General features: G+C 63.2%; 21 protein-coding genes and 3 riboswitches. Of the genes, 5 read left to right on the top strand and 16 right to left on the bottom strand.

The features are described 5' to 3' along the window. Positions 1-140: 140 nt before the first annotated feature. The 11 genes from DDE76_RS20175 to thiC all read right to left on the bottom strand — a co-directional run bounded on the left by DDE76_RS20175 (position 141) and on the right by thiC (position 8,424). Positions 141-296, bottom strand: a complete 156-nt coding sequence (locus tag DDE76_RS20175) for a 3-methyl-2-oxobutanoate hydroxymethyltransferase (RefSeq protein WP_082903549.1) — start codon at positions 294-296, stop codon at positions 141-143. Between the two features lie 72 nt (positions 297-368). Continuing rightward, the gene (gene queE, locus DDE76_RS18960) at positions 369-1,184 is read right to left on the bottom strand and encodes a 7-carboxy-7-deazaguanine synthase QueE (RefSeq protein ID WP_425430648.1); all 816 of its coding nucleotides are present in this window, start codon (positions 1,182-1,184) and stop codon (positions 369-371) included. Then, a complete protein-coding gene (gene queD / locus DDE76_RS18955; RefSeq protein WP_104893308.1) occupies positions 1,103-1,462 on the bottom strand; it encodes a 6-carboxytetrahydropterin synthase QueD in 360 nt (119 codons plus the stop codon). The genes queE and queD overlap by 82 nt, the downstream gene beginning before the upstream one ends. Beyond that, complete coding sequence (gene queC / locus DDE76_RS18950; protein WP_104893309.1) at positions 1,459-2,157, bottom strand: 7-cyano-7-deazaguanine synthase QueC; 699 nt, start codon at positions 2,155-2,157, stop codon at positions 1,459-1,461. Before queC ends, queD begins: the two co-directional genes overlap by 4 nt. A 59-nt stretch (positions 2,158-2,216) precedes the next feature. After that, on the bottom strand, positions 2,217-3,077 hold the full coding sequence (thiD, locus tag DDE76_RS18945; RefSeq protein ID WP_104893310.1) for a bifunctional hydroxymethylpyrimidine kinase/phosphomethylpyrimidine kinase: 861 nt from the start codon (positions 3,075-3,077) through the stop codon (positions 2,217-2,219). Beyond that, the gene (locus DDE76_RS18940; protein WP_104893311.1) at positions 3,074-4,051 is read right to left on the bottom strand and encodes a HesA/MoeB/ThiF family protein; all 978 of its coding nucleotides are present in this window, start codon (positions 4,049-4,051) and stop codon (positions 3,074-3,076) included. The genes thiD and DDE76_RS18940 overlap by 4 nt, the downstream gene beginning before the upstream one ends. 1 nt (position 4,052) lies before the next feature. Next, positions 4,053-4,652 (bottom strand): thiamine phosphate synthase, encoded by a 600-nt coding sequence (locus tag DDE76_RS18935; RefSeq protein ID WP_104893312.1) that lies wholly within the window; start codon positions 4,650-4,652, stop codon positions 4,053-4,055. Beyond that, positions 4,649-5,419 (bottom strand): thiazole synthase, encoded by a 771-nt coding sequence (locus DDE76_RS18930; protein WP_104893313.1) that lies wholly within the window; start codon positions 5,417-5,419, stop codon positions 4,649-4,651. Before DDE76_RS18930 ends, DDE76_RS18935 begins: the two co-directional genes overlap by 4 nt. 3 nt (positions 5,420-5,422) lie before the next feature. Continuing rightward, the gene (gene thiS, locus DDE76_RS18925) at positions 5,423-5,620 is read right to left on the bottom strand and encodes a sulfur carrier protein ThiS (protein ID WP_104893314.1); all 198 of its coding nucleotides are present in this window, start codon (positions 5,618-5,620) and stop codon (positions 5,423-5,425) included. Then, a complete protein-coding gene (locus DDE76_RS18920) occupies positions 5,604-6,599 on the bottom strand; it encodes an FAD-dependent oxidoreductase (protein ID WP_104894910.1) in 996 nt (331 codons plus the stop codon). Before DDE76_RS18920 ends, thiS begins: the two co-directional genes overlap by 17 nt. 10 nt (positions 6,600-6,609) lie before the next feature. Beyond that, positions 6,610-8,424 (bottom strand): phosphomethylpyrimidine synthase ThiC, encoded by a 1,815-nt coding sequence (gene thiC / locus DDE76_RS18915; protein ID WP_104894911.1) that lies wholly within the window; start codon positions 8,422-8,424, stop codon positions 6,610-6,612. Between the two features lie 64 nt (positions 8,425-8,488). Beyond that, positions 8,489-8,603: riboswitch (TPP riboswitch) on the bottom strand. A 68-nt stretch (positions 8,604-8,671) separates the two neighbouring features. After that, positions 8,672-8,850, top strand: a riboswitch (cobalamin riboswitch). Between the two features lie 45 nt (positions 8,851-8,895). On the opposite strand from thiC, the gene bluB reads away from it, so the two are divergent. The 3 genes from bluB to queF all read left to right on the top strand — a co-directional run bounded on the left by bluB (position 8,896) and on the right by queF (position 10,921). Further along, positions 8,896-9,600 (top strand): 5,6-dimethylbenzimidazole synthase, encoded by a 705-nt coding sequence (gene bluB, locus DDE76_RS18910; RefSeq protein WP_104893315.1) that lies wholly within the window; start codon positions 8,896-8,898, stop codon positions 9,598-9,600. Positions 9,601-9,881: 281 nt separating this feature from the next. Then, on the top strand, positions 9,882-10,463 hold the full coding sequence (locus tag DDE76_RS18905) for a VUT family protein (RefSeq protein ID WP_067458722.1): 582 nt from the start codon (positions 9,882-9,884) through the stop codon (positions 10,461-10,463). Then, the gene (gene queF / locus DDE76_RS18900; RefSeq protein ID WP_067458719.1) at positions 10,460-10,921 is read left to right on the top strand and encodes a preQ(1) synthase; all 462 of its coding nucleotides are present in this window, start codon (positions 10,460-10,462) and stop codon (positions 10,919-10,921) included. Before DDE76_RS18905 ends, queF begins: the two co-directional genes overlap by 4 nt. 537 nt (positions 10,922-11,458) lie before the next feature. On the opposite strand, the gene ribH is transcribed toward queF, so the two are convergent. The 5 genes from ribH to DDE76_RS18875 all read right to left on the bottom strand — a co-directional run bounded on the left by ribH (position 11,459) and on the right by DDE76_RS18875 (position 16,926). Continuing rightward, entirely contained in the window at positions 11,459-11,902 is a 444-nt protein-coding gene (gene ribH / locus DDE76_RS18895) for a 6,7-dimethyl-8-ribityllumazine synthase (protein WP_104893316.1), read from the bottom strand. Then, positions 11,895-13,115 carry a 3,4-dihydroxy-2-butanone-4-phosphate synthase gene (gene ribB / locus DDE76_RS18890; RefSeq protein WP_104893317.1) on the bottom strand — a complete coding sequence of 407 codons (1,221 nt, stop codon included), beginning with the start codon at positions 13,113-13,115 and terminating at the stop codon, positions 11,895-11,897. The genes ribH and ribB overlap by 8 nt, the downstream gene beginning before the upstream one ends. Next, positions 13,091-13,699: a riboflavin synthase gene (locus tag DDE76_RS18885; protein ID WP_104893318.1), complete on the bottom strand. Its 609-nt coding sequence runs from the start codon at positions 13,697-13,699 to the stop codon at positions 13,091-13,093. Before DDE76_RS18885 ends, ribB begins: the two co-directional genes overlap by 25 nt. Then, positions 13,680-14,729 (bottom strand): bifunctional diaminohydroxyphosphoribosylaminopyrimidine deaminase/5-amino-6-(5-phosphoribosylamino)uracil reductase RibD, encoded by a 1,050-nt coding sequence (gene ribD, locus DDE76_RS18880; RefSeq protein ID WP_104893319.1) that lies wholly within the window; start codon positions 14,727-14,729, stop codon positions 13,680-13,682. The genes DDE76_RS18885 and ribD overlap by 20 nt, the downstream gene beginning before the upstream one ends. Positions 14,730-14,818: 89 nt before the next feature. After that, positions 14,819-14,968, bottom strand: a riboswitch (FMN riboswitch). Between the two features lie 134 nt (positions 14,969-15,102). Then, a complete protein-coding gene (locus tag DDE76_RS18875; RefSeq protein WP_245892082.1) occupies positions 15,103-16,926 on the bottom strand; it encodes a response regulator in 1,824 nt (607 codons plus the stop codon). On the opposite strand from DDE76_RS18875, the gene DDE76_RS20110 reads away from it, so the two are divergent. Next, positions 16,840-17,097, top strand: a complete 258-nt coding sequence (locus tag DDE76_RS20110; protein WP_342669901.1) for a BON domain-containing protein — start codon at positions 16,840-16,842, stop codon at positions 17,095-17,097. The genes DDE76_RS18875 and DDE76_RS20110 overlap by 87 nt on opposite strands. A 35-nt stretch (positions 17,098-17,132) precedes the next feature. Next, positions 17,133-17,939, top strand: a complete 807-nt coding sequence (locus DDE76_RS18865; protein WP_245892081.1) for an HdeD family acid-resistance protein — start codon at positions 17,133-17,135, stop codon at positions 17,937-17,939. The last annotated feature ends 578 nt before the right edge of the window (positions 17,940-18,517 follow it).

Genomic DNA, 18,517 nt, shown 5'->3' with positions numbered 1-18,517 from the left:
ATAGTCTTCAAGACGCGCTGGCAAAAAACTCGCCTGGTCACGGTCTGCACCTTCAACGAAACGTCCCATATGGCACCTCCGAAGCAGTGCCAAATCATAACATATTCAGGGGTTTTCACACAGCCTCCGCCCCACAGCGGTCATTCAGACCGCGTTTGCGACGTCCCGATAGCTGCCATTCCGACCCAGATCATGTCGATGCCGGATTGGCTGAGCAGACCTGCCATGACGTGGTCGTAAGCTGTGAGCATCGCGATCCGCTTCCTGGCATCGCGTAATACCTGTATGTCGCGCATGGTCAGGCGACTCGAACCCGTTTGCCGACACGTTGAATCCTCGCATGCTTGGACAGACTTGTTTGCAAATCCCTAGACGCCGCGCTTATTGCCCCAGAGCAGCACGTGAAGCTGTGGCAATACCCGCGCCTCGAACCATCGGTCTTGAGTAACCTTGTCCACCAGCCATTCCATGCGCTGCATGACGCCCTCGATGTCTATGGGGCCGTCCGCCGCATCGGGCGAGGGCGGCGTGTGGTTGCCCGGCTGGAGATAGGTCGGCAGGTGCGGATAGCGGGCTGCGACGTCTCGAGCAAAGTCATAGTCCTCATCGCCGAAAACCACCAACTTGAGCACCGTCAGCGGCTTGCCTTGCGCGGCGTCCAGGCAAGCCTCGAATTGTGCCCAGTCGACGCTCATCTGGCTCGATGGCGGCTTGGGGCTCAGCACCAGGACGTCCAGCATCGAGAACCAGTCCCGGGCCACCGAACCTTGCGTTTCCAGGGCGAAACGATAGCCGTCTTGGTGACCGCAGACGATCAAGTCGCCCAGCGCCTGGATCGCAGGATTGCCACCGGACAGCGACACCATCAGCGGCTCACCACCGGACAGGGCCCGGACCTGGGACCAGATCTGCTCTACCGACATTGGCCGCCAGTCTTCACGAAAGCGACTGTCGACGGCATGCAGGCTGTCGCACCAGGCGCAACGGTAGTCGCACCCGCCCGTTCGCACGAACACGGTCGGCTGGCCGATCAACACGCCTTCGCCTTGGATCGTCGGCCCGAAGATCTCGCTGATGCGGATACCGGGCGGCTCCACGGCGCTCACGGCCTGTACTCCGCCCAGGTTTTGGCGGTCTCGCTGACGCGTACGGCAGAGGCTTCGGGCAGTCGCTGCTTGCACCAGACATAGAAGTATTGGGCGAGGCATTCGGCTGTAACCCGGTCATGGCCCAGCACGTCGTTGAGATGGCGATGATCAAATGCCTCATCAATGTGCCGTTTGAGCACTGACAAGTCCTGATAATCGCGGACGAAGCCATGCTCGTTCAACTCATTGGCCGTCAGTTCGACTTCCACGACGTAGTTGTGCCCATGCAGCCGAGCGCATTGGTGATCAGGCGGAAGGGACGTGAGCTGATGGGATGCCGAGAAATGGAATTCCTTGGTGATGCGAAACGTCATGCGCGTTTCGCCTCTATGGCGTCACGCCAGAAGTCGGCATCGGCATAGGGTGTCGGATCCGGTAGGCGGGCGAGGTCAAAGGCTTCCCGACGCTCAACGCAGGTGCCGCAACGCCCGCAATGCATCTCCCCGCCCTTGTAGCACGACCAGGTCTGATCGAAGGGCGTTGCATGCCGTGCGCCCTCGGTCACGATGTTCGCCTTGGACACGTTTACGAATGGCGCGTAGAGGCGAACGTTGGCATAGCCGTCGAGCGCCCGGTCCTGCATCGCCTGGAAGGTGCCAATGAAATCAGGCCTGCAATCGGGATAGATGAAGTGATCGCCGCCGTGGACCGCAACGCCGACCGCCTGGTCCTGTCTTGCCGCGGCGACACCGAAGGCTATCGCCAGCATGATGGCGTTGCGATTGGGCACCACCGTGATCCGCATCGATTCTTCGGCATAATGGCCGTCGGGAACGGCAACATCGTCGGTGAGCGCGGAGCCGCTGAGTTGCCGTCCAATGTCGCGAATGTCTATGACCTGGTGCGGGACGCCAAGTCTTTGTGCGCAGGCCGCGGCAAAGCCAAGCTCCTTGCTGTGCCGCTGTCCGTAGTCGAACGATACCAGGCCGGTGAGGGTTTGCTCGGCCGCCACCTTGTGCGCGAGCGAAACCGAGTCCAATCCGCCGGAGCAGATGACGAGAGTTTTCAAAATGTTGATCCTTGTTTTGACCGGGTAAGGCTGCGACCGGAGATTGCTCTGTCTTCCCTCTACGCCAGAAATGGCAACTTGTGAATGGAACTCGAAGGGGCTGCGGCGTTGTGGCCAAGACGCCTCCCAGGCCGCCGAGCCGGGTGCAATAACCGGGCACCGGAGCCGAGGGCCTGGCTTGGTGCCGCTGCTATGGCCCTCGAGATAAAGCCTTTGGCTTGGCTGACCGAGGCGGTCAGTGGCCAGCCTCTGGCGAGGCCGGCTGCGACCGCGGAGGAAAACATGCAGCCCCCGCCATGAATCTCCCCCACGCCTTGCCGCTGCGCTGAAAAGCGTGTCACGCCGTCGGCGTCGACGAGCAGGTCCGTACTGCGCGGTCCCGCAGCGTGTCCCCCTTTGATCAGCACAGCCTTGGGCCCCATCGCCAGCAAGGCCCTGGCCTGAACGATCCTCGCAGTCTCGTCCATGGCAAGTGGCGTGCCAGTCAAGGCCGCAGCCTCAGGCAGGTTGGGGGTGAGCAGGAGGGTCCTCGGCAACAGCAGAGTGACCAGTGCGGCTAAAGCCTCCTCCGGGAGCAGGCGCGCGCCGCTGGTTGCGACCAGCACCGGATCAAGTACAATCCGGTTGGCGTCATGCCGGCTCAAGGTCTCGGCGACCGCGTCAATGACCTCGGCATTGCCGAGCATGCCGATCTTGATCGACGCCACAGGCAGATCGGCGAACGCCGCCTCGATCTGGGACGCTACAACTGTTGGAGGGACCGAGTGTATCGCAGACACGCCCATGCTGTTTTGCGCCGTCACCGCTGTAATCGCGCTGGTCCCGAAGACGTCAAAAGCGGCAAAGACCTTGAGATCGGCCTGGATTCCGGCGCCGCCGCCCGAATCCGAACCGGCAATGGTCAAAGCAACGGGTATCACGACGGATCGCCTTGCAGCGCGACCAGCGCCAGGTTGTGCCTGCCCATGGACTGCAACCGCCCCGCAGCGCGCAGGGCCCGCTGCCCGCTGCGGCAGCAGAGGACGATGCGGGCACCACCATGTGCCGATGCCAGTTGGTCAATTTCCGTTGGGGCCAGACGAAGCGCATCTGCTCGCGGCAGGGTCGGCGCTTCAGCGACGCCGCGCAGGTCGACGACAATATCGTCGGGCACGAGGTCTGCCAGCCCGATGAACGGGGCGGCGTGCAGAGGCTCAGGACTATCGGCAAAGCTGAAGCCGCCAAATTGCAGGGTGTGGCCGTCGAAGCTGACAACCCGGCCTAATATGCCTGGCTTAAGGTCGAGCAGCACGTGAAGTGCCATATGGGCCTGGAGGCTCCCCAGTATCGATACGGCCGACCCCAGCACGCCGACGCTGGCGCAACTGCCGGCCACCGCTGGCGCATCGGGAAAGACCGCGCGATAACTTGGCGCACCGCCGCAAAAGGCGCCGACATAACCGGAGAAGCCAAGCACCGACGCACTGACCAATGGCTTGCCGGCAGCCCGGCAGCGGTCGGACAGGATATAGGTCACGGCGAAATTGTCGGCCGCATCGATGACGACGGTCGCCCTGTCGACGAGCGCGGCGGCATTGTGTGGCGTCAGGCGCTCCGGTCTGGCTGTTACGGTGATTGCGGGATTGGCTCGAAGCAGCGCCTTTCGCGCCGCCTCCGTCTTTGGCGCACCGATATCGTCCATGCCGTAGAGCGGCTGCCGATGCAGATTGGTGACGTCCACACGATCATGGTCGAGGATGACGATTTCGCCGATTCCGGCACCGGCCAGGATTTGCAGGACCGTCGAACCAAGGCCCCCGGCGCCAACCACGAGGACGCTGGCAGCGGCCAGCTTCGCCTGTCCATCGGCGCCGATTTCGGCCACCGTCATCTGGCGGATGTAGCGATCGGTCATGTCAAAGCCTCGTTGCTGCCAGCCAGGCACCGGCCTGACCGGCTGGGTCGGGGTGGCGCACGATGTCTCCAACGACCGCAACGCAATCGGCGCCCGCCGCCAGGCAGAGTTCGGCCCGCGCCACGGTCAGCCCGCCAATGGCCACCAGCGGCCGCGCGCCCACGAGGCGCTTCCATTCTGCGATCCGCGCCAGCCCCTGCGGCGCCCAGGGCATCTTTTTGAGCTGGGTGGGATAGATGGGCCCCAGGGCCACATAGTCAGGGGACTCAATCAGGGCTCTGTCCAATTCGGCATGGTCATGGGTGCTGATGCCGAAGCGTATCCCCGCGCGGCGCAGCGCCCCCATGTCGGCCTCGGCGAGGTCTTCCTGGCCCAGATGCACGAAATCGCACCCGATATCGAGGGCCACCTGCCAATGGTCATTGACCACAAGCTGCGCACCCGCTGCGGTGCAGGCGGTTTTGGCCCGTTCGATCTCAGCGCGCAGCGCGGGCTCAGGACAATCCTTGATCCGCAGCTGGATCAGTTTTGCGCCCCAGGCCAGCAGGAACTCGACCCAATCCGCATCCGGCACGACGGGATAGAAGCGATCGAAAGTCATGCGAGAACTGCCTTGCCCAGGACCGGGGTCGAAGGCGCCGCCATGTCGCGCGGCTCGAGGGGCGATGCGGTATGGGCAAGCCGCCCCGCGTCCACGGCGAGGGCAAAGGCTTCGGCCATGCGGACCGGGTCGCCCGCCTCGGCGACGGCAGTATTGAGCAATACGGCGTCATAGCCCATTTCCATCGCCGCTGCCGCATGCGAGGGCACTCCGAGCCCAGCGTCGATCACCAGGGGCACATCAGGGAAATGGGCCCGCATGGCGCGCAAGCCAAAGAGATTGTTCAGCCCGCGCGCCGATCCGATCGGGGCGCCCCAGGGCATCAGCACCCGGCAGCCTGCCTCGAGCAGCCGTTCGGCCACGACCAGGTCTTCGGTCGTGTAGGGAAAGACCTCGAACCCGTCCTCGCTCAGGATACGTGCAGCTTCCACCAGCCCGAACACATCGGGCTGCAGGGTATCGGCCTCACCGATCACTTCGAGCTTGATCCAGGTCGTGCCGAACAGTTCACGCGCCATATGGGCCGTGGTCACTGCTTCCTTGACCGAATGACAACCAGCAGTATTGGGCAGGACGCGGACACCCAACTCGCCGATGAACGACCAGAAGGTCTGACCCGCTCGCTGGTCGCCGCCTTCGCGCCGCAGCGACACGGTGACGATTTCGGCCCGTGAAGCACGCACCGCCGCCTCCAGAATTTTGGGGGAGGGATAACGGGCCGTGCCCAGCAGCAGCCGGGAGGACAGCGTGACACCATAAAACTCCATGCCTCAGCCTCCCTGCATGGGGGCGAGCACTTCGAGACTGTCGCCATCGTATAATTGCGTGTTCGCACGCCGCAGCGCGGGCACAAACCGGCCATTGACGGCGGTGGCGACGACGGCGCCCTTGTAGCCCAGCGCGTCGAGCGCCTCGTCGAGGCGGCTTGCCGTCAGCTGCCGCTCGGCGCCGTTAAGCAGAATTCGCATGGATAAGCTCCGTGCCCAAATGGGGATCTAAGGCCGCGCCGGCGGCAATCTGCGCGAGGGCCGGGGCAAGCAGGAAACCGTGGCGGAAGAGGCCATTGACGCGAACGACACGTCCCGTCCGCTCCACCCTGGGAAGGTTGTCGGGAAGGGCAGGGCGGAGATCGGCCCCAAGCTCGAGAATTTCCGCCTCCCCCAGCGCCGGATGGAGGGTGAAGGCAGCCCCCAGCAAGTCGAGCATGGAGCGCACGCTGACCGGGCCCCGTGCCTCGCTTTCGAGCATGGTCGCACCCAGCATGAAGACGCCTTCGCCGCGCGGAACCAGATAGATCGGCAGGCGTGGATGCAAAAGGCGCACCGGCCGGGACAGCGACAGACTGCGTGAGCGGATCAGCGCCATCTCCCCGCGAACGCCGCGCAGTGCCGGCATGTCGATCCGCCCGCCAAGCCCCCGGCAATCAAAGACCAGATCGCCCCGCGCCGCTGCGGGCTCGAGTTCGGTGTCGAACCGGATGGCGACGCCCAGAGCTGCCAACCGCTCCACCAGCTCCGCCAGCGCGAGGCGCGGATCGAGATGTGCTTCGCCGGGGAAGTGGAGGCCTTTGCGGAAACGACCGGCCAGGTCAGGTTCCAGGGAAGCTATCTCGGTCTCGTTGAGCCACCGGTACCGCTCGGTGCGCTGGGCAAAGCGATCGAGTTCGGCCAGGTCGCGCCCAGGCGCAACCACCAGCGTGCCTTTCGACACAGTGGCGGGGAAGCGTTCACGCCACCAGTCAATGGATTGGGCGCCAAGACGGCCGACCACGGCCTCGCTCGATGCCATTTCGCACCACGGCGCAAGCATGCCCCCGGCATGCCAGGAACAGCTCCCCGGCCCGAGCCCCGCATTGCGGTCGAACACCTCCACCGCAAGGCCTCGCTCGGCCAAGGTCAGGGCGGTCGTCAGCCCGGCGACGCCTGCCCCGATCACTGTTGCCCGCAGGGGAGCGCGGCTAATCGAGCGGGACATAGACCTTCCCCCCCTGGTCGAGGAACGCGCGCGACTTCTCCGCCATGCCACCCTCGCGGGCGGCCATGTCGCGGATATCCTGCGTGATCTTCATCGAGCAGAATTTGGGTCCGCACATCGAACAGAAATGGGCTGTCTTGTGGGCGTCCTTGGGCAGGGTCTCGTCGTGGAAGCTGCGCGCCGTATCGGGGTCGAGCGAAAGGTTGAACTGGTCTTCCCAGCGGAATTCAAACCGGGCCTTTGACAGCGCATCGTCACGCAATTGCGCTGCTGGATGCCCCTTGGCGAGATCCGCCGCATGCGCCGCGATCTTGTAGGTGATGACGCCGGTCTTGACGTCGTCGCGATTGGGCAGGCCCAGATGTTCCTTGGGTGTCACGTAGCAGAGCATGGCCGTACCGAACCAGCCGATCATGCCGGCGCCGATGGCCGAGGTGATGTGGTCATAGCCCGGCGCGATGTCGGTGGTCAGGGGACCCAGGGTATAGAACGGAGCCTCGCCGCATTCGCGCAGCTGCTTGTCCATGTTCTCCTTGATCTTGTGCATCGGGACGTGCCCGGGCCCTTCGATCATCACCTGGCAACCCTTTTCCCAGGCGACCTTGGTCAGTTCGCCCAGCGTTTCGAGTTCGGCGAACTGCGCTGCGTCATTGGCATCGGCAATCGAGCCGGGGCGCAGGCCGTCGCCGAGTGAAAAGGACACGTCGTACTTGGCCATGATGTCGCAGATGTCGCCGAAGCGTTCGTAGAGGAAGCTCTCCCTGTGGTGGGCAAGGCACCAGCCGGCCATGATGGAACCGCCGCGCGAGACGATGCCGGTGACGCGTTTTGCAGTCAGCGGCACGTGGGCCAGGCGCACGCCGGCATGGATCGTGAAGTAATCGACACCCTGCTCGCACTGTTCGATCAGGGTGTCCGAGAACACCTCCCAGTCCAGCTTGGCTGGGTTGCCGTTGACCTTTTCCAGCGCCTGGTAGATCGGCACCGTGCCGATCGGGACGGGCGAATTGCGGATGATCCATTCGCGGGTGGCGTGGATGTTGCGGCCGGTCGAGAGATCCATGACCGTGTCGGCGCCCCAGCGGATCGCCCAGACCAGTTTTTCGACCTCTTCCTCGACTGAGGATGACACGGCGGAATTGCCGATATTGGCGTTGATCTTGACCAGGAAATTGCGCCCGATCACCATCGGTTCGATTTCGGGATGGTTGATATTGGCCGGAATGATCGCCCGGCCCCGGGCGATCTCGTCGCGCACGAATTCCGGGGTGATGAAGGGCGGAATGGCCGCGCCGAAACTGTTCCCATCGGCCAGGCGGGCCTCCGCGCCATCCAGCATATGCTGGCGCCCCAGATTCTCCCGTTCGGCGACGAAGATCATCTCCTTGGTGATGATGCCGGCGCGCGCATAGTCCAATTGGGTGACCGGTCGTCCGGCCATGCCGCGGAGCGGCTGATGGGTGAGCGGGAAATGCGCGACGGCCCTGTCCGGAGATACATTGCCGTCGTCTTCGGGCCTGATGGCGCGACCCGCATAGGGTTCTGCGTCGCCGCGCTTGGCAATCCAGTTTTCGCGCAGGCGCGGCAGACCGCGCTTGAGGTCTATGGCAATGGCCGGATCGGTATAAGGTCCGGACGTGTCGTAAACCCGGAACGCCGGGGCGTTGGGATCGTCGATGGCGATCTCGCGAAAGGGCACGCGGATATCGGTGGCGAGCGGACTGCTCGCATAGACCTTGCGCGATGCGGAAAGCGGAGTGGTGGATATGCCATTGGCGCTCAGCGCCTCGGCGTTGATGGTTTTGTTCACGATGGGTCTCCATGTTTTCTCGTGAAAACGGAAACCCGGGCGCAGCTCTGGTGGCGGATAACGATCCCGTCCCTTCGCCGGCATTACCCGGATCAGGTTCAAAGGGTTCGGCCTCTCAGCCATCTCAGACCAGACTCTTGCGAACCTGGACACCCCTCGGACGTGCGCGAGAAGACGGCATCGTCATGCCAATGTCAACCCGTCAACTCCGCCTTGCCAACAGCGCGGCTCGGGGGGTATACGCACCGAGTCTGGTGCCCGCTTCGGCGGGAGAATCGGGAACGCGGTTGAAATCCGCGACGTGCCCAGCGCTGTGCGGGGGACCTGTCGGGCATATGCCACTGGCGCAAGCCGGGAAGGCGTCCGCCGGGGATGATCCCAAGTCAGAAGACCGGCCAGATGACCTCTTGAAGCTGGTTGGACCCCAGCTCCTGTGTTTTTTTCAACAGGGGCAATGTCATGCCGGACACCACCGATCAGCCTGAGTTTCAACCACACTTTGCCGCGGGCGGACCATTTTCCGACGCCGAGCGCGCAGCGGTCTATCGCGCCATCTATAGCCGGCGGGATGTGCGCGGCCAGTTCCTGCCCGATGCAGTGGGCGACGAGGTCCTGATGCGGATCCTGGATGCCGCACACCATGCGCCCTCCGTGGGCTTCATGCAGCCCTGGAATTTCCTCGTGATACGCGATGCCGAGAAGAAGCGGCGGGTTGCCGAAATCTTTGCGCGCGCCAATGACGAAGCGGCATCGATGTTCCCCCAGGATCGTCAGGACGCCTATCGGGCCCTCAAGCTTGAGGGAATCACCAGCGCGCCGGTCAATATCTGCGTGACCTGCGATGGCACACGCGGCGGCCCGGTCGTCCTGGGCGCCACGCACATGCCCGACATGGACCTGTTCAGCACGGTCTGTGCCGTCCAGAACCTCTGGCTGGCGGCCAGAGCAGAGGGTCTGGGAGTCGGCTGGGTCAGTATCCTCAAGGAGCACGAGGTCAAGGTGGTCTTGGATATCCCCGAGCCGATCCGGCTGGTCGCTTACCTTTGCGTCGGCAGAGTCGATAGCTTCTTCGCATCACCTGAACTAGAGCAGAAGGGATGGCGGATGCGTATCCCGCTGGCGGACCTGGTTTTTGAGAACCGCTGGAATGCGAAGGGTGGCTGACTAGCGTCGCCGGTGGTTCCTAAAGCCCCAGTAAACGTCAATGATGGAAACGGCCATAAACGCATAGTGCGGGCTATGATAGGCCGTTCGTCCTTCATCAAGTAACCGAGGACCGCCACAACAAGGGACGGGAGGCCCCGCCGCCTGTCTTGAGTCTCTCAAGACACCATATTGGCAGTACCAGCATCTCCCTTTCCCGGCGCAGGCTCTTGCACTCCGGTGCTGGCTGCGGCTATCGCAATCCGGCGCAGGTCTGTTTTGCCTGACCGCAGGAGAACTCAATGTTATCTCGTCTTGATACGCGGCGGCGGATCGAGGGCCTTGCCCTGTTTGCCGCTTTCGCCTTAACTGTTCCACTCGCCAACTGGATGATCGGCAATGTGGGAACTGTCTGCCCTCCCGATGGCCCATGCTTGATTCCCGTCGCTCCGGGACTTTTGGCGCCGAGCGGTGTCATGGTGGCAGGACTCGCCTTTGTGCTGCGGGATCTGGTGCAGCGGCGCCTCGGCCTGGCTTGGACCATTACTGCAATTGCCTTTGGGGCTATATTGTCGGTGCTGGTCGCCCCGCCTGCTTTGGTGTTTGCCTCAGTGGTTGCGTTTCTTGTTTCAGAGCTGGCCGACCTGGGTGTTTATACTCCATTGCAGCGCCGAGGCCTGGTGCTGGCTGTCGTCGCCTCGAGCATGGTCGGCTTGTTTCTCGACACCCTGATCTTCCTGCAGCTGGCATTCGGCAGTATTGAGCTGATGTGGGGGCAGATCGTTGGCAAAGGCTTGATGGTTCTGGTCGCCATTCCCTTCATCTACTGGCTACGCTCATATGATGAGCGGCAGGAACGGCAACTCGCTGGAGCACTGGCATGACCGACTTCTCTCTTCAAGTCACGCAGCTTGGTCGTGAGACCAAGGCGGCAGACAGCCCCGAACTCGCCATTCTGGAGCGCGTGCCCAATCCACAGGCCGATACAGACTATGTCGCGCGGTTTACGGTGCCGGAGTTTACTTCTCTGTGCCCTGTGACAGGTCAGCCAGATTTTGCCCATCTGGTCATCGACTATGTTCCGGGCGACTGGCTGGTGGAGTCCAAATCGCTCAAGCTCTACCTGACGTCGTTCCGCAACCACGGCGCCTTCCATGAGGACTGCACAGTATCGATCGGACGCCGGCTGACGAGCCTGCTGGAGCCCCGATGGCTACGGATCGGAGGGTACTGGTACCCGCGTGGTGGCATCCCAATCGATGTGTTCTGGCAGACTGGCATTGTACCACAACATGTCTGGCTTCCCGAGACAGGTGTGCCGACCTATCGCGGGCGCGGATAGGAACTGCCTCTTTTCAGCGCTAAGCTGTGACCGACGACACTGCTCCCGAGCTATCCATCCGCTCAGGACGTCCGTTCGCTCAATGTCCGCTCCTTGATGAATGCGTCTAGGAGCGGACTGGCGACAACGGCCAGCATCACGGCAAAAGACCTTCCTTCCGGGGTCAAAAGCTCTCTTGCTAACACAAGTTCGCCTGCGCCCGGAAAGCTTCGCCGATGATCGAGCGGCCCAGCTTGACGTAGATGATGTCGCTGAGGCCCCGGCCACCGCCGGCCTTGGCCTCGCCCATGCTCATGGTCTGGACGCCGCTGCGACGCAAAGATCGGCACGCCGAATCGCGTCGAGAGACGCGCTAGGAAGGGAAACCCCTGCCATGACTGCACGGTCTGCAGGACCGGCACGGTCTCGAAATCTGCCGCCGGGCGTGAAAAGAAGATCTGCGCCGCTTGCTGGGCACGGCCATGGTCCAAAAACGAACCGTCAACAGGCCCTGCCGACTTTAAAGAACGGCAGGGCCGCATCGCTCGATACTAGAGGCTAGTCGCCGATCGCGTCGAGTGCTCGAAGGGCTTCCAGGCAGGCAGCCGCGGCTTCGCGGCCCTTGTTGTGCTCGTCCTTGCGGCTGCGCAGGATGGCCTGCTCGTCGGTATAGGTGGTCAGGATGCCGAAGGTGATGGGCTTGCCTGTTTCGAGCCCGGCCTGCATCAGGCCATGAGCGGTGGCCTCACTGATATATTCGAAATGGGCCGTATCGCCCTTGATGACACAGCCCAGGCAAATGACGCCGTCGAAGCCGGACTGCGCCAGTCGCTTGGCGATGAGCGGAATTTCGAAGGCGCCTGGCGCCGAATAGATGTTGTCCGGTGCTACCGAAACACCATTCTCGGCGAGATAGGCTAGTGCGCCATCGCGCAGCCCATGGGTGACCTCCAGATTAAACTGGCTGACGACGATGGCAAGGCGGGGTGCGTTTTCAGGCATTCTGGTTCTCATGGTCCTGGTGGGTGAAGGTGTGGCCGAATTTGTCCCGCTTGGTCGTGAGATAGCGCCAGTTATAGGGATTGGCCGGGATTTCGAGCGGCACGCGCTCGGCGACGTGGATGCCGAATTTTTCGAGGGACAGGGCTTTGTCGGGATTGTTCGACAACAGCCGCAGACGGTCGATACCGAGCGAGCGCAGGATCTGCCCGGCAATGCCGTAGTCGCGGGCATCGGCGACAAAACCCAGCGCGGTATTGGCCTCGACGGTGTCGTGCCCCAGGTCCTGCAGGGCATAGGCGCGGATCTTGTTGGCAAGCCCAATGCCGCGGCCTTCCTGACCGCGCAGGTAGATCAGGGCGCCACCGTCACCGGTGGCGATCTGGCGCAGGGCCTCTTGCAGTTGCGGCCCGCAATCGCAGCGCAGCGACCCCAGCGCGTCCCCAGTCAGGCATTCCGAATGCAGACGCACCAGAGGTGTACGCCCCAAAGGATTACGGACCAGCGCCAGATGCTCGGTGCCGTCCAGCCGGCTACGAAAGGCGCGGACCTCCAGGGGAAGCGGGGAGTGTTCGGTGGGCAGTTCGGACCGCGCCACTTCGTCCACCAGAATCTCGTTGGCGAGGCGATGGGCGATAATGTCCCTGATTGTGAGAATGGGCAGCTTGTGCTCCCGGGCAAATACCTCGAGATCGGGCCGTCGCGCCATTTCGCCATCGTCCCGCATGACCTCGCAGATGACGCCCGCGGGCCGCAGCCCGGCTAGTCGCATGAGGTCGATCGCCCCCTCGGTATGGCCATCGCGCGCCAGGACGCCATTGTCGGCGGCCCGCAGCGGAAAGACATGGCCCGGAGAGGCGATGTCGCCAGAACGGACGTCGGGAGCCGCTGCAACCTGGATCGTCCTGGCCCGGTCATGGGCTGAAATGCCGGTAGTGATCCCCTCGACGGCCTCGATGGAAACCGTGAAGGCGGTCGAGCGGCGGGCCCGGTTGTTGGCCACCATTGGGGGCAGGCCGAGCCGGTCCACCTGTTCGCCCGTCAACGCCAGGCAGATGAGGCCTCGTCCATGACGGGCCATGAAGTTGATCGCCTCCGGTGTCGCAAATTCGGCGGCAATGACCAGGTCGCCTTCGTTCTCGCGATCTTCGTCGTCGACCAGGATCACCATGCCGCCATTGCGCAACTGGGTCAGGGCTTGAGATAGGGCAGGCATAGCCGCTCCACATATTTGGCCATGACGTCGACCTCGACATTGAGGGCGTCGCCCATGGCGAGGGTTTTCAGGTTGGTGTGCTCCCAGGTGTGCGGGATGATGGTCACGAGCACCGCGATGCCGTCGTCCCGGTCATCGAGGCCATTGATGGTGAGGCTGATGCCGTTGAGGGCGATGGAGCCCTTTTCGACGCAATAGCGTCCCAAGGCTGAGGGCAGCAGGAAGACGTGCCGATAGGCGCCGTCGGCCTCGATCCGCTCGATCAGCTGCGCCAGCCCATCGACGTGGCCCTGCACCAGATGGCCGGAGAGCCGCGTGTCGAGGGTCACCGCACGCTCCAGATTGGCGTATTGCCCCACTGCCAAGCCACCCAGATTGGTGCGCGCCAGGGTTTCGGGGCTGATGAAGAAGCGGGCAAGGCCGGTTTCATCGAACTGGGTGACCGTCAGGCACACGCCATTGACGGCGATGCTCTCACCCAGCGCGAGGTCCGGCCAGCCGCTGTCGAGTTCGATTTCCAGCGACCCGCCGCGGGACGCGGCCATTCTCACCCGCGCCAGTTTTTCAATGATGCCCGAGAACATCTCTTTCCTTTCCTTGTGAATAAGATTGAGGAGCCGGCTGGCAGCGAACGGTCACCCGGTCGGTGCCATCAGCATTGGCGGCCTGTTCGATCAGCACGTGCTCGTCCCAGAGACCTGCCGACAGTATGTGCGTCGTTACGGTCGGGCCGGCTTCGACCAGCACCTCCATGCCCTTGGCAGCGCCGATCGTTTGCAGCGCTTCATGCACGTCATCGGCCAGATGCACCGAAAAGCCACGTTGTCGGGCAGCGTCCATATAGAGCTCAGGAATGCGCCGCCGCCTGTCCAGAAGAACCAGCATGCGATGCTTGTCCGGATGGTCGGGGATCAGGCGCACGGTGAATAGCGGGTCATCCGCTAGCACCGTCCCGGAACCCGTGAGAATGGCGTCGGCCCGGCGCCGCAACCTATGTGCCAGTTCCAGCGATGCGATGCTGGTGAAGGTCTTTTGTCCGACCGCGGGCACCATGCTGCCTAGGGACGAGATGGCCTGCTTGATCGTGATGAAGGGCAACCCCATCCGGACGCGCTTTGCGAACGGTGCGATGAGGCGTTCCGCCTCGGCCAACACGAAATGGGCGGATGGATGGTCCAGCTCCGAGAGGAAATTTACCCTGAGACCGGCCGCGCGCAGGCGTTCGGCGCCGCCCCCCTTCACTTGGGGGTTCGGATCGCGGCATGCGATCCATACCTGTCGTGCACCCGTTGCCAGGATGGCCTCGGCACAGGGTGGCGTGCGGCCGTGGTGATTGCAGGGCTCGAGCGTCACCACGACGGTGTGGACTTTATCGGCTAGGCCAGCGGCATGGGTCTGGGCGATGGCCTCAGCCTCGGCATGTGGCAGACCGGCCCGCCGATGCGCCCCGCTGGCCAGTTCCCGCCCATAGGGGTCGAGCAATAGGCAGCCAACGGGCGGATTGGGCGCCGTGGCTCCTTCATGTGCCCTCGCCAGTTCCAGCGCGCGAGAAAATGCGTGCAGGATGAGCTGCGGCGAAAGTTCGGGATTGAGTATGTCTGCGTCTTTGTCCATGCCCGTCTCGTCGTCAATTCAGACGAGTTCCAGGGCAAATGACGACAAGCACGCGCCCTCCGATGAACGGAAAGCGCGCGTCGACAATCATTGGTTCTCTTCCATCCGGACTATACCGTCGGCCCCGGAATTACACCGGGTCTGCTGACCCCATCCCGAAGGATGGGCGCTCGCGGGCTGATGTGCACAAAGACACAATTACCGCCGGTGGGGAATTTCACCCCGCCCTGAGAACTCTCCGCCATGAATAAGGAGGCAGGGCGGGCAGATCAAGTGGGCACAAAGGCGTAACCTGCGCACGAAACGAGGCGCACCGGCAATCGCTCTCGCCATTGAGCGCGATCGGCATCGGCCGGCCGCGCCAGATTTCAGGCTATCGCAAGACCTTGCGCAGGCTGGTTGCCAACCGGTCGCGGCTATAGGGTTTGCCGAGCAGCTCGATGCCTGGATCGACGCGGCCGTCGTATTCGATGGCGTTCTCGGTATAACCAGAGGTGAACAGGACCTTGAGGTCGGGCCGCAAGCCCTGCGCCATTTTGGCGAGGTCAGCGCCATTGACGCCACCGGGCATGACAATGTCGGTGAACAGCAGCGTGACGTCGGGATTGGCCGCGAGCAGTTCCATGGCCGGGGTCGCGGCGGTCGCCTCCAGGACGCGATAGCCCAATCCTCCGAGTAGGCCCGATACGTGACGGCGGACCATGGCATCATCCTCGACAACCAGGATCAATTCGCTGCCGCCCTCGGGCGCCCGGCGCGCTGAGTCCTCGGGCGATGCCGTCAGGACCTGCATGGACTTGCGGAAATAGAGACTGATCGAGGTTCCGTGGCCCAGCTCGGACCGGAGCCGGATGTGCCCGCCTGATTGCTTGACGAAGCCATAGACCATGCTCAGCCCCAGACCCGATCCCTTGCCGATCTCCTTGGTGGTGAAAAAGGGCTCGAAGACCTTGGACAGCAGGTCAGGGGCGATGCCGTGGCCGGTATCGGATACAGTCAGCACCACATACTGCCCGGGCGCGACATCGGCAGCAACCGCCTGGATGGTGTCGAAGGTCGTGTTGGCCATGCTGATCGTAAGGCTGCCGCCATCGCCCATGGCGTCGCGGGCGTTGATGGCCAGGTTGAGAACAGCGCTTTCCAGCAGAGCCGGGTCGATTTCGACCGCCCATAGGTCGTCCGGCCGGCTGACCTGGACATCGATGTGCTCGCCCAGTGTGCGTACCAACATGGCTTCCATGCCGGCGATCAGGTCGCCGAGGTCGAGAAGGCGCGGTTGCAGGGGCTGTTTGCGCCCAAAGGCCAAAAGGCGGCTCGTGAGCTCGGCCCCCCTTTGAGCGGCCGTCGAGATCATTTCGGCCAGCAGGTGCGGCTGCGTACCCCTCTCCAGCGCATCGCAGAGCAGCTCGGCACTGCCCAGTATGACGGTCAGGAGGTTATTGAAGTCGTGCGCGACACCGCCTGTGAGTTGACCCATGGCTTCGAGTTTCTGCGCCTGCCGCAAGCGGCCTTCGAGTTCACGCCGCGGGGTGACATCGAGCATGCTGCCCACCATCCGCACCGCCCTGCCACTCTCGTCTCGAATGACGGATCCGCGGTCGATGATGCTGAGAGCATAGCCGTCATGGTGCAGGAACCGGTATTCGCTGAGCCTGGCCGCCTGTCCGGTCTGCTCCGCCAGGGGCACGAATATATCAGGGCCGCAAACGAGCGTGTCGCCGCGAGTCCAGCGCGCCAGCGCCTCGTAGCCGATCAAGCCGCCGTCGCTGCATCTCACCTTGGGCTGAAAAACCGGGCCGATCTCGCCTTCCGACAATGCGCGCGCCAGGTCTTGGCTGGACGGTGTCGAATTGGGTGACGGCATGACCAGTCTGAGCTTTGGCGTGGCGTTTCCCGTCTCGAGCAACGTGGAAAGAGCGCTGCGGCTGAACGGCTTGGACAGGGCGCCCGCGATTGGGAGCTCATGCTGTTTTGCCGAACGCTGGGCGGTGTCCAGCACCCGGCGATCGACGCCACTGACAATGATCAGCGTCGCCTGGCAGCCCATCTCTGCCAGCCGCTGGATGACCTCGACACCATCGATGCGGGGCATGACCAGGTCGAGCAGAATGTGGCTGGGACCCCATTCAGAGACTTGCGTGAAGAACTCATTGGTGGTCCGGCAATAGGCGCTTTCGGCACCGATGGACGCGGCCATCATCCGCACCGTTTCGCCGACAAGCGGATCATCATCGAGGATCAGCAAGCGCAGGTGGGGACCCTGAAGGGCACCGTCCGATCCTGGGCTGAGCGGCAGGAGGCCGAGCGTGCCGCCTGGCGTGCGCCGGGCGTCGTCAAGGTCGACAATCGCATTGTGGTCAGTCCCTGACGCCGAAGCCGGCGCGCGCCCCAAAGGTGAAGATCATGTCCTCATCCACAGTCCCACCAGAATCATCGGGGCGCGCGTCACAACACGGTGAGCATGGCCTGCGCGGCGCCACTCGGGGAGAAGCAAACGACCCGATCGACGAGGCCAGCGACGAGTCCTTTCCTGCCAGCGATCCGCCCGCGTGGATTTTTCGGAAGCCACATCCCGGAAGAATAGAGCCGTTGGCGCCGCACGAAGAAGACCGGCGCCTTGCTGTCCCGCAAACGGCGCCTCTCACTCCGCAAATCCTGCCACTGGAGGGTCAAATGACCTGGTTCAAATTGGGCGACGCGGCGCTGTTGGATGCCAGGAATGCGATGCTTGCAGGCAATTGGTGGATTGTCGCGCTGCGCGGTGTGCTCGCCATACTCTTCGGCATCGGCGCCTTTGTCCTCCCCGGAGCGACGATACTCGCACTGGTGGCCGTGTTTGCCGCCTTTGCCATCCTGGACGGCGCCCTCAGCATCGCGCAGGCGGTTCGCGGCGCCCGCAGGCAAGAACGCTGGGCCTTGCTTCTTCTCAACGGCCTGGTTGGAATAGCGATCGGCGCAGCCGCGGCAATCTGGCCCGATATCAGCATACTGGCATTCGTTTTCATCATCGCCGCGTGGGCATTAATGTCGGGGGCAATGATGCTGGGGACGGCGATTGGCCTCAAGACCAGCCACGGACGCTGGTTGCTGATCCTGGGTGCCATCGTGTCGATTCTGTATGGCGGCCTGCTGTTTGTCAGCCCCTTCCTTGGAGCGCTGGTCCTGACCTGGTGGATCGGCGCACACGCATTGGTGCTCGGCGTCATCTAGATCAGCCTGGCCTTCAGGCTCAGGCCGCCGCCTGAATGCCGCCACAGGCCTTCACGGCCTGGCTTCAATCATCTTCGCGTCCAAGTGATCGCATGGCATCAGTTATCAATGGGCCACAGCTCAGCAGGCTACCGCGCTGACTGCCAGTTCGCTGTGCGCATCGTTGAAAGTCCGCATGGTCCTTGACTGCACCCCATGCGCAGGTCGCGCCATTCATCATCTGTAGAACGTCTGCTTGAAGTTGTCTGGGACCAACAGCTGACAGACCGCAAGCGGCCCCGTCTAAGGCGCTGGCACGGATGATTGTGGGGCAGGGGACTCCACAACCCGTCGGGCAGGTGGGCGCCCCATTCCGGCCGTTCAGACCAGGTTGCCGAGTTCCCGAAACCTGCCGTTTCGCGTCTTCTGTTCAAAGGCGAAGGCCGGTGGCCTGTGGAAGGTCGGTTTCGGGCAGGTTATTTACAAGCGCAGGCAGTAGAGGACCACAAGATTCGAGGCCGGAACCTTACAGTCGGCTATGGGACGCCAGATGCCGATGTATCACACCGTGGGGGACGTGTGACTGACGAACCACTTGC

This window comes from Devosia indica, from assembly GCF_003056405.1.
Classification (GTDB): domain Bacteria; phylum Pseudomonadota; class Alphaproteobacteria; order Rhizobiales; family Devosiaceae; genus Devosia; species Devosia indica.
Note: the sequence above shows the minus strand (reverse complement) of the source record. Positions and strands in the feature narration are given on the sequence as shown.

Excerpts from the sequence above, each read along its gene's own strand:
- DDE76_RS20175 (WP_082903549.1), bottom strand. The coding sequence starts at position 296 with ATGCGCGACATACAGGTATTACGCGATGCCAGGAAGCGGATCGCGATG.
- queD (WP_104893308.1), bottom strand. The coding sequence starts at position 1,462 with ATGACGTTTCGCATCACCAAGGAATTCCATTTCTCGGCATCCCATCAG.
- DDE76_RS18940 (WP_104893311.1), bottom strand. The coding sequence starts at position 4,051 with ATGACCGATCGCTACATCCGCCAGATGACGGTGGCCGAAATCGGCGCC.
- DDE76_RS18935 (WP_104893312.1), bottom strand. The coding sequence starts at position 4,652 with ATGACTTTCGATCGCTTCTATCCCGTCGTGCCGGATGCGGATTGGGTC.
- DDE76_RS18930 (WP_104893313.1), bottom strand. The coding sequence starts at position 5,419 with ATGGAGTTTTATGGTGTCACGCTGTCCTCCCGGCTGCTGCTGGGCACG.
- thiS (WP_104893314.1), bottom strand. The coding sequence starts at position 5,620 with ATGCGAATTCTGCTTAACGGCGCCGAGCGGCAGCTGACGGCAAGCCGC.
- bluB (WP_104893315.1), top strand. The coding sequence starts at position 8,896 with ATGCCGGACACCACCGATCAGCCTGAGTTTCAACCACACTTTGCCGCG.
- DDE76_RS18905 (WP_067458722.1), top strand. The coding sequence starts at position 9,882 with ATGTTATCTCGTCTTGATACGCGGCGGCGGATCGAGGGCCTTGCCCTG.
- queF (WP_067458719.1), top strand. The coding sequence starts at position 10,460 with ATGACCGACTTCTCTCTTCAAGTCACGCAGCTTGGTCGTGAGACCAAG.
- ribH (WP_104893316.1), bottom strand. The coding sequence starts at position 11,902 with ATGCCTGAAAACGCACCCCGCCTTGCCATCGTCGTCAGCCAGTTTAAT.
- ribB (WP_104893317.1), bottom strand. The coding sequence starts at position 13,115 with ATGCCTGCCCTATCTCAAGCCCTGACCCAGTTGCGCAATGGCGGCATG.
- DDE76_RS18885 (WP_104893318.1), bottom strand. The coding sequence starts at position 13,699 with ATGTTCTCGGGCATCATTGAAAAACTGGCGCGGGTGAGAATGGCCGCG.
- ribD (WP_104893319.1), bottom strand. The coding sequence starts at position 14,729 with ATGGACAAAGACGCAGACATACTCAATCCCGAACTTTCGCCGCAGCTC.
- DDE76_RS18875 (WP_245892082.1), bottom strand. The coding sequence starts at position 16,926 with ATGGCCGCGTCCATCGGTGCCGAAAGCGCCTATTGCCGGACCACCAAT.
- DDE76_RS18865 (WP_245892081.1), top strand. The coding sequence starts at position 17,133 with ATGTCCTCATCCACAGTCCCACCAGAATCATCGGGGCGCGCGTCACAA.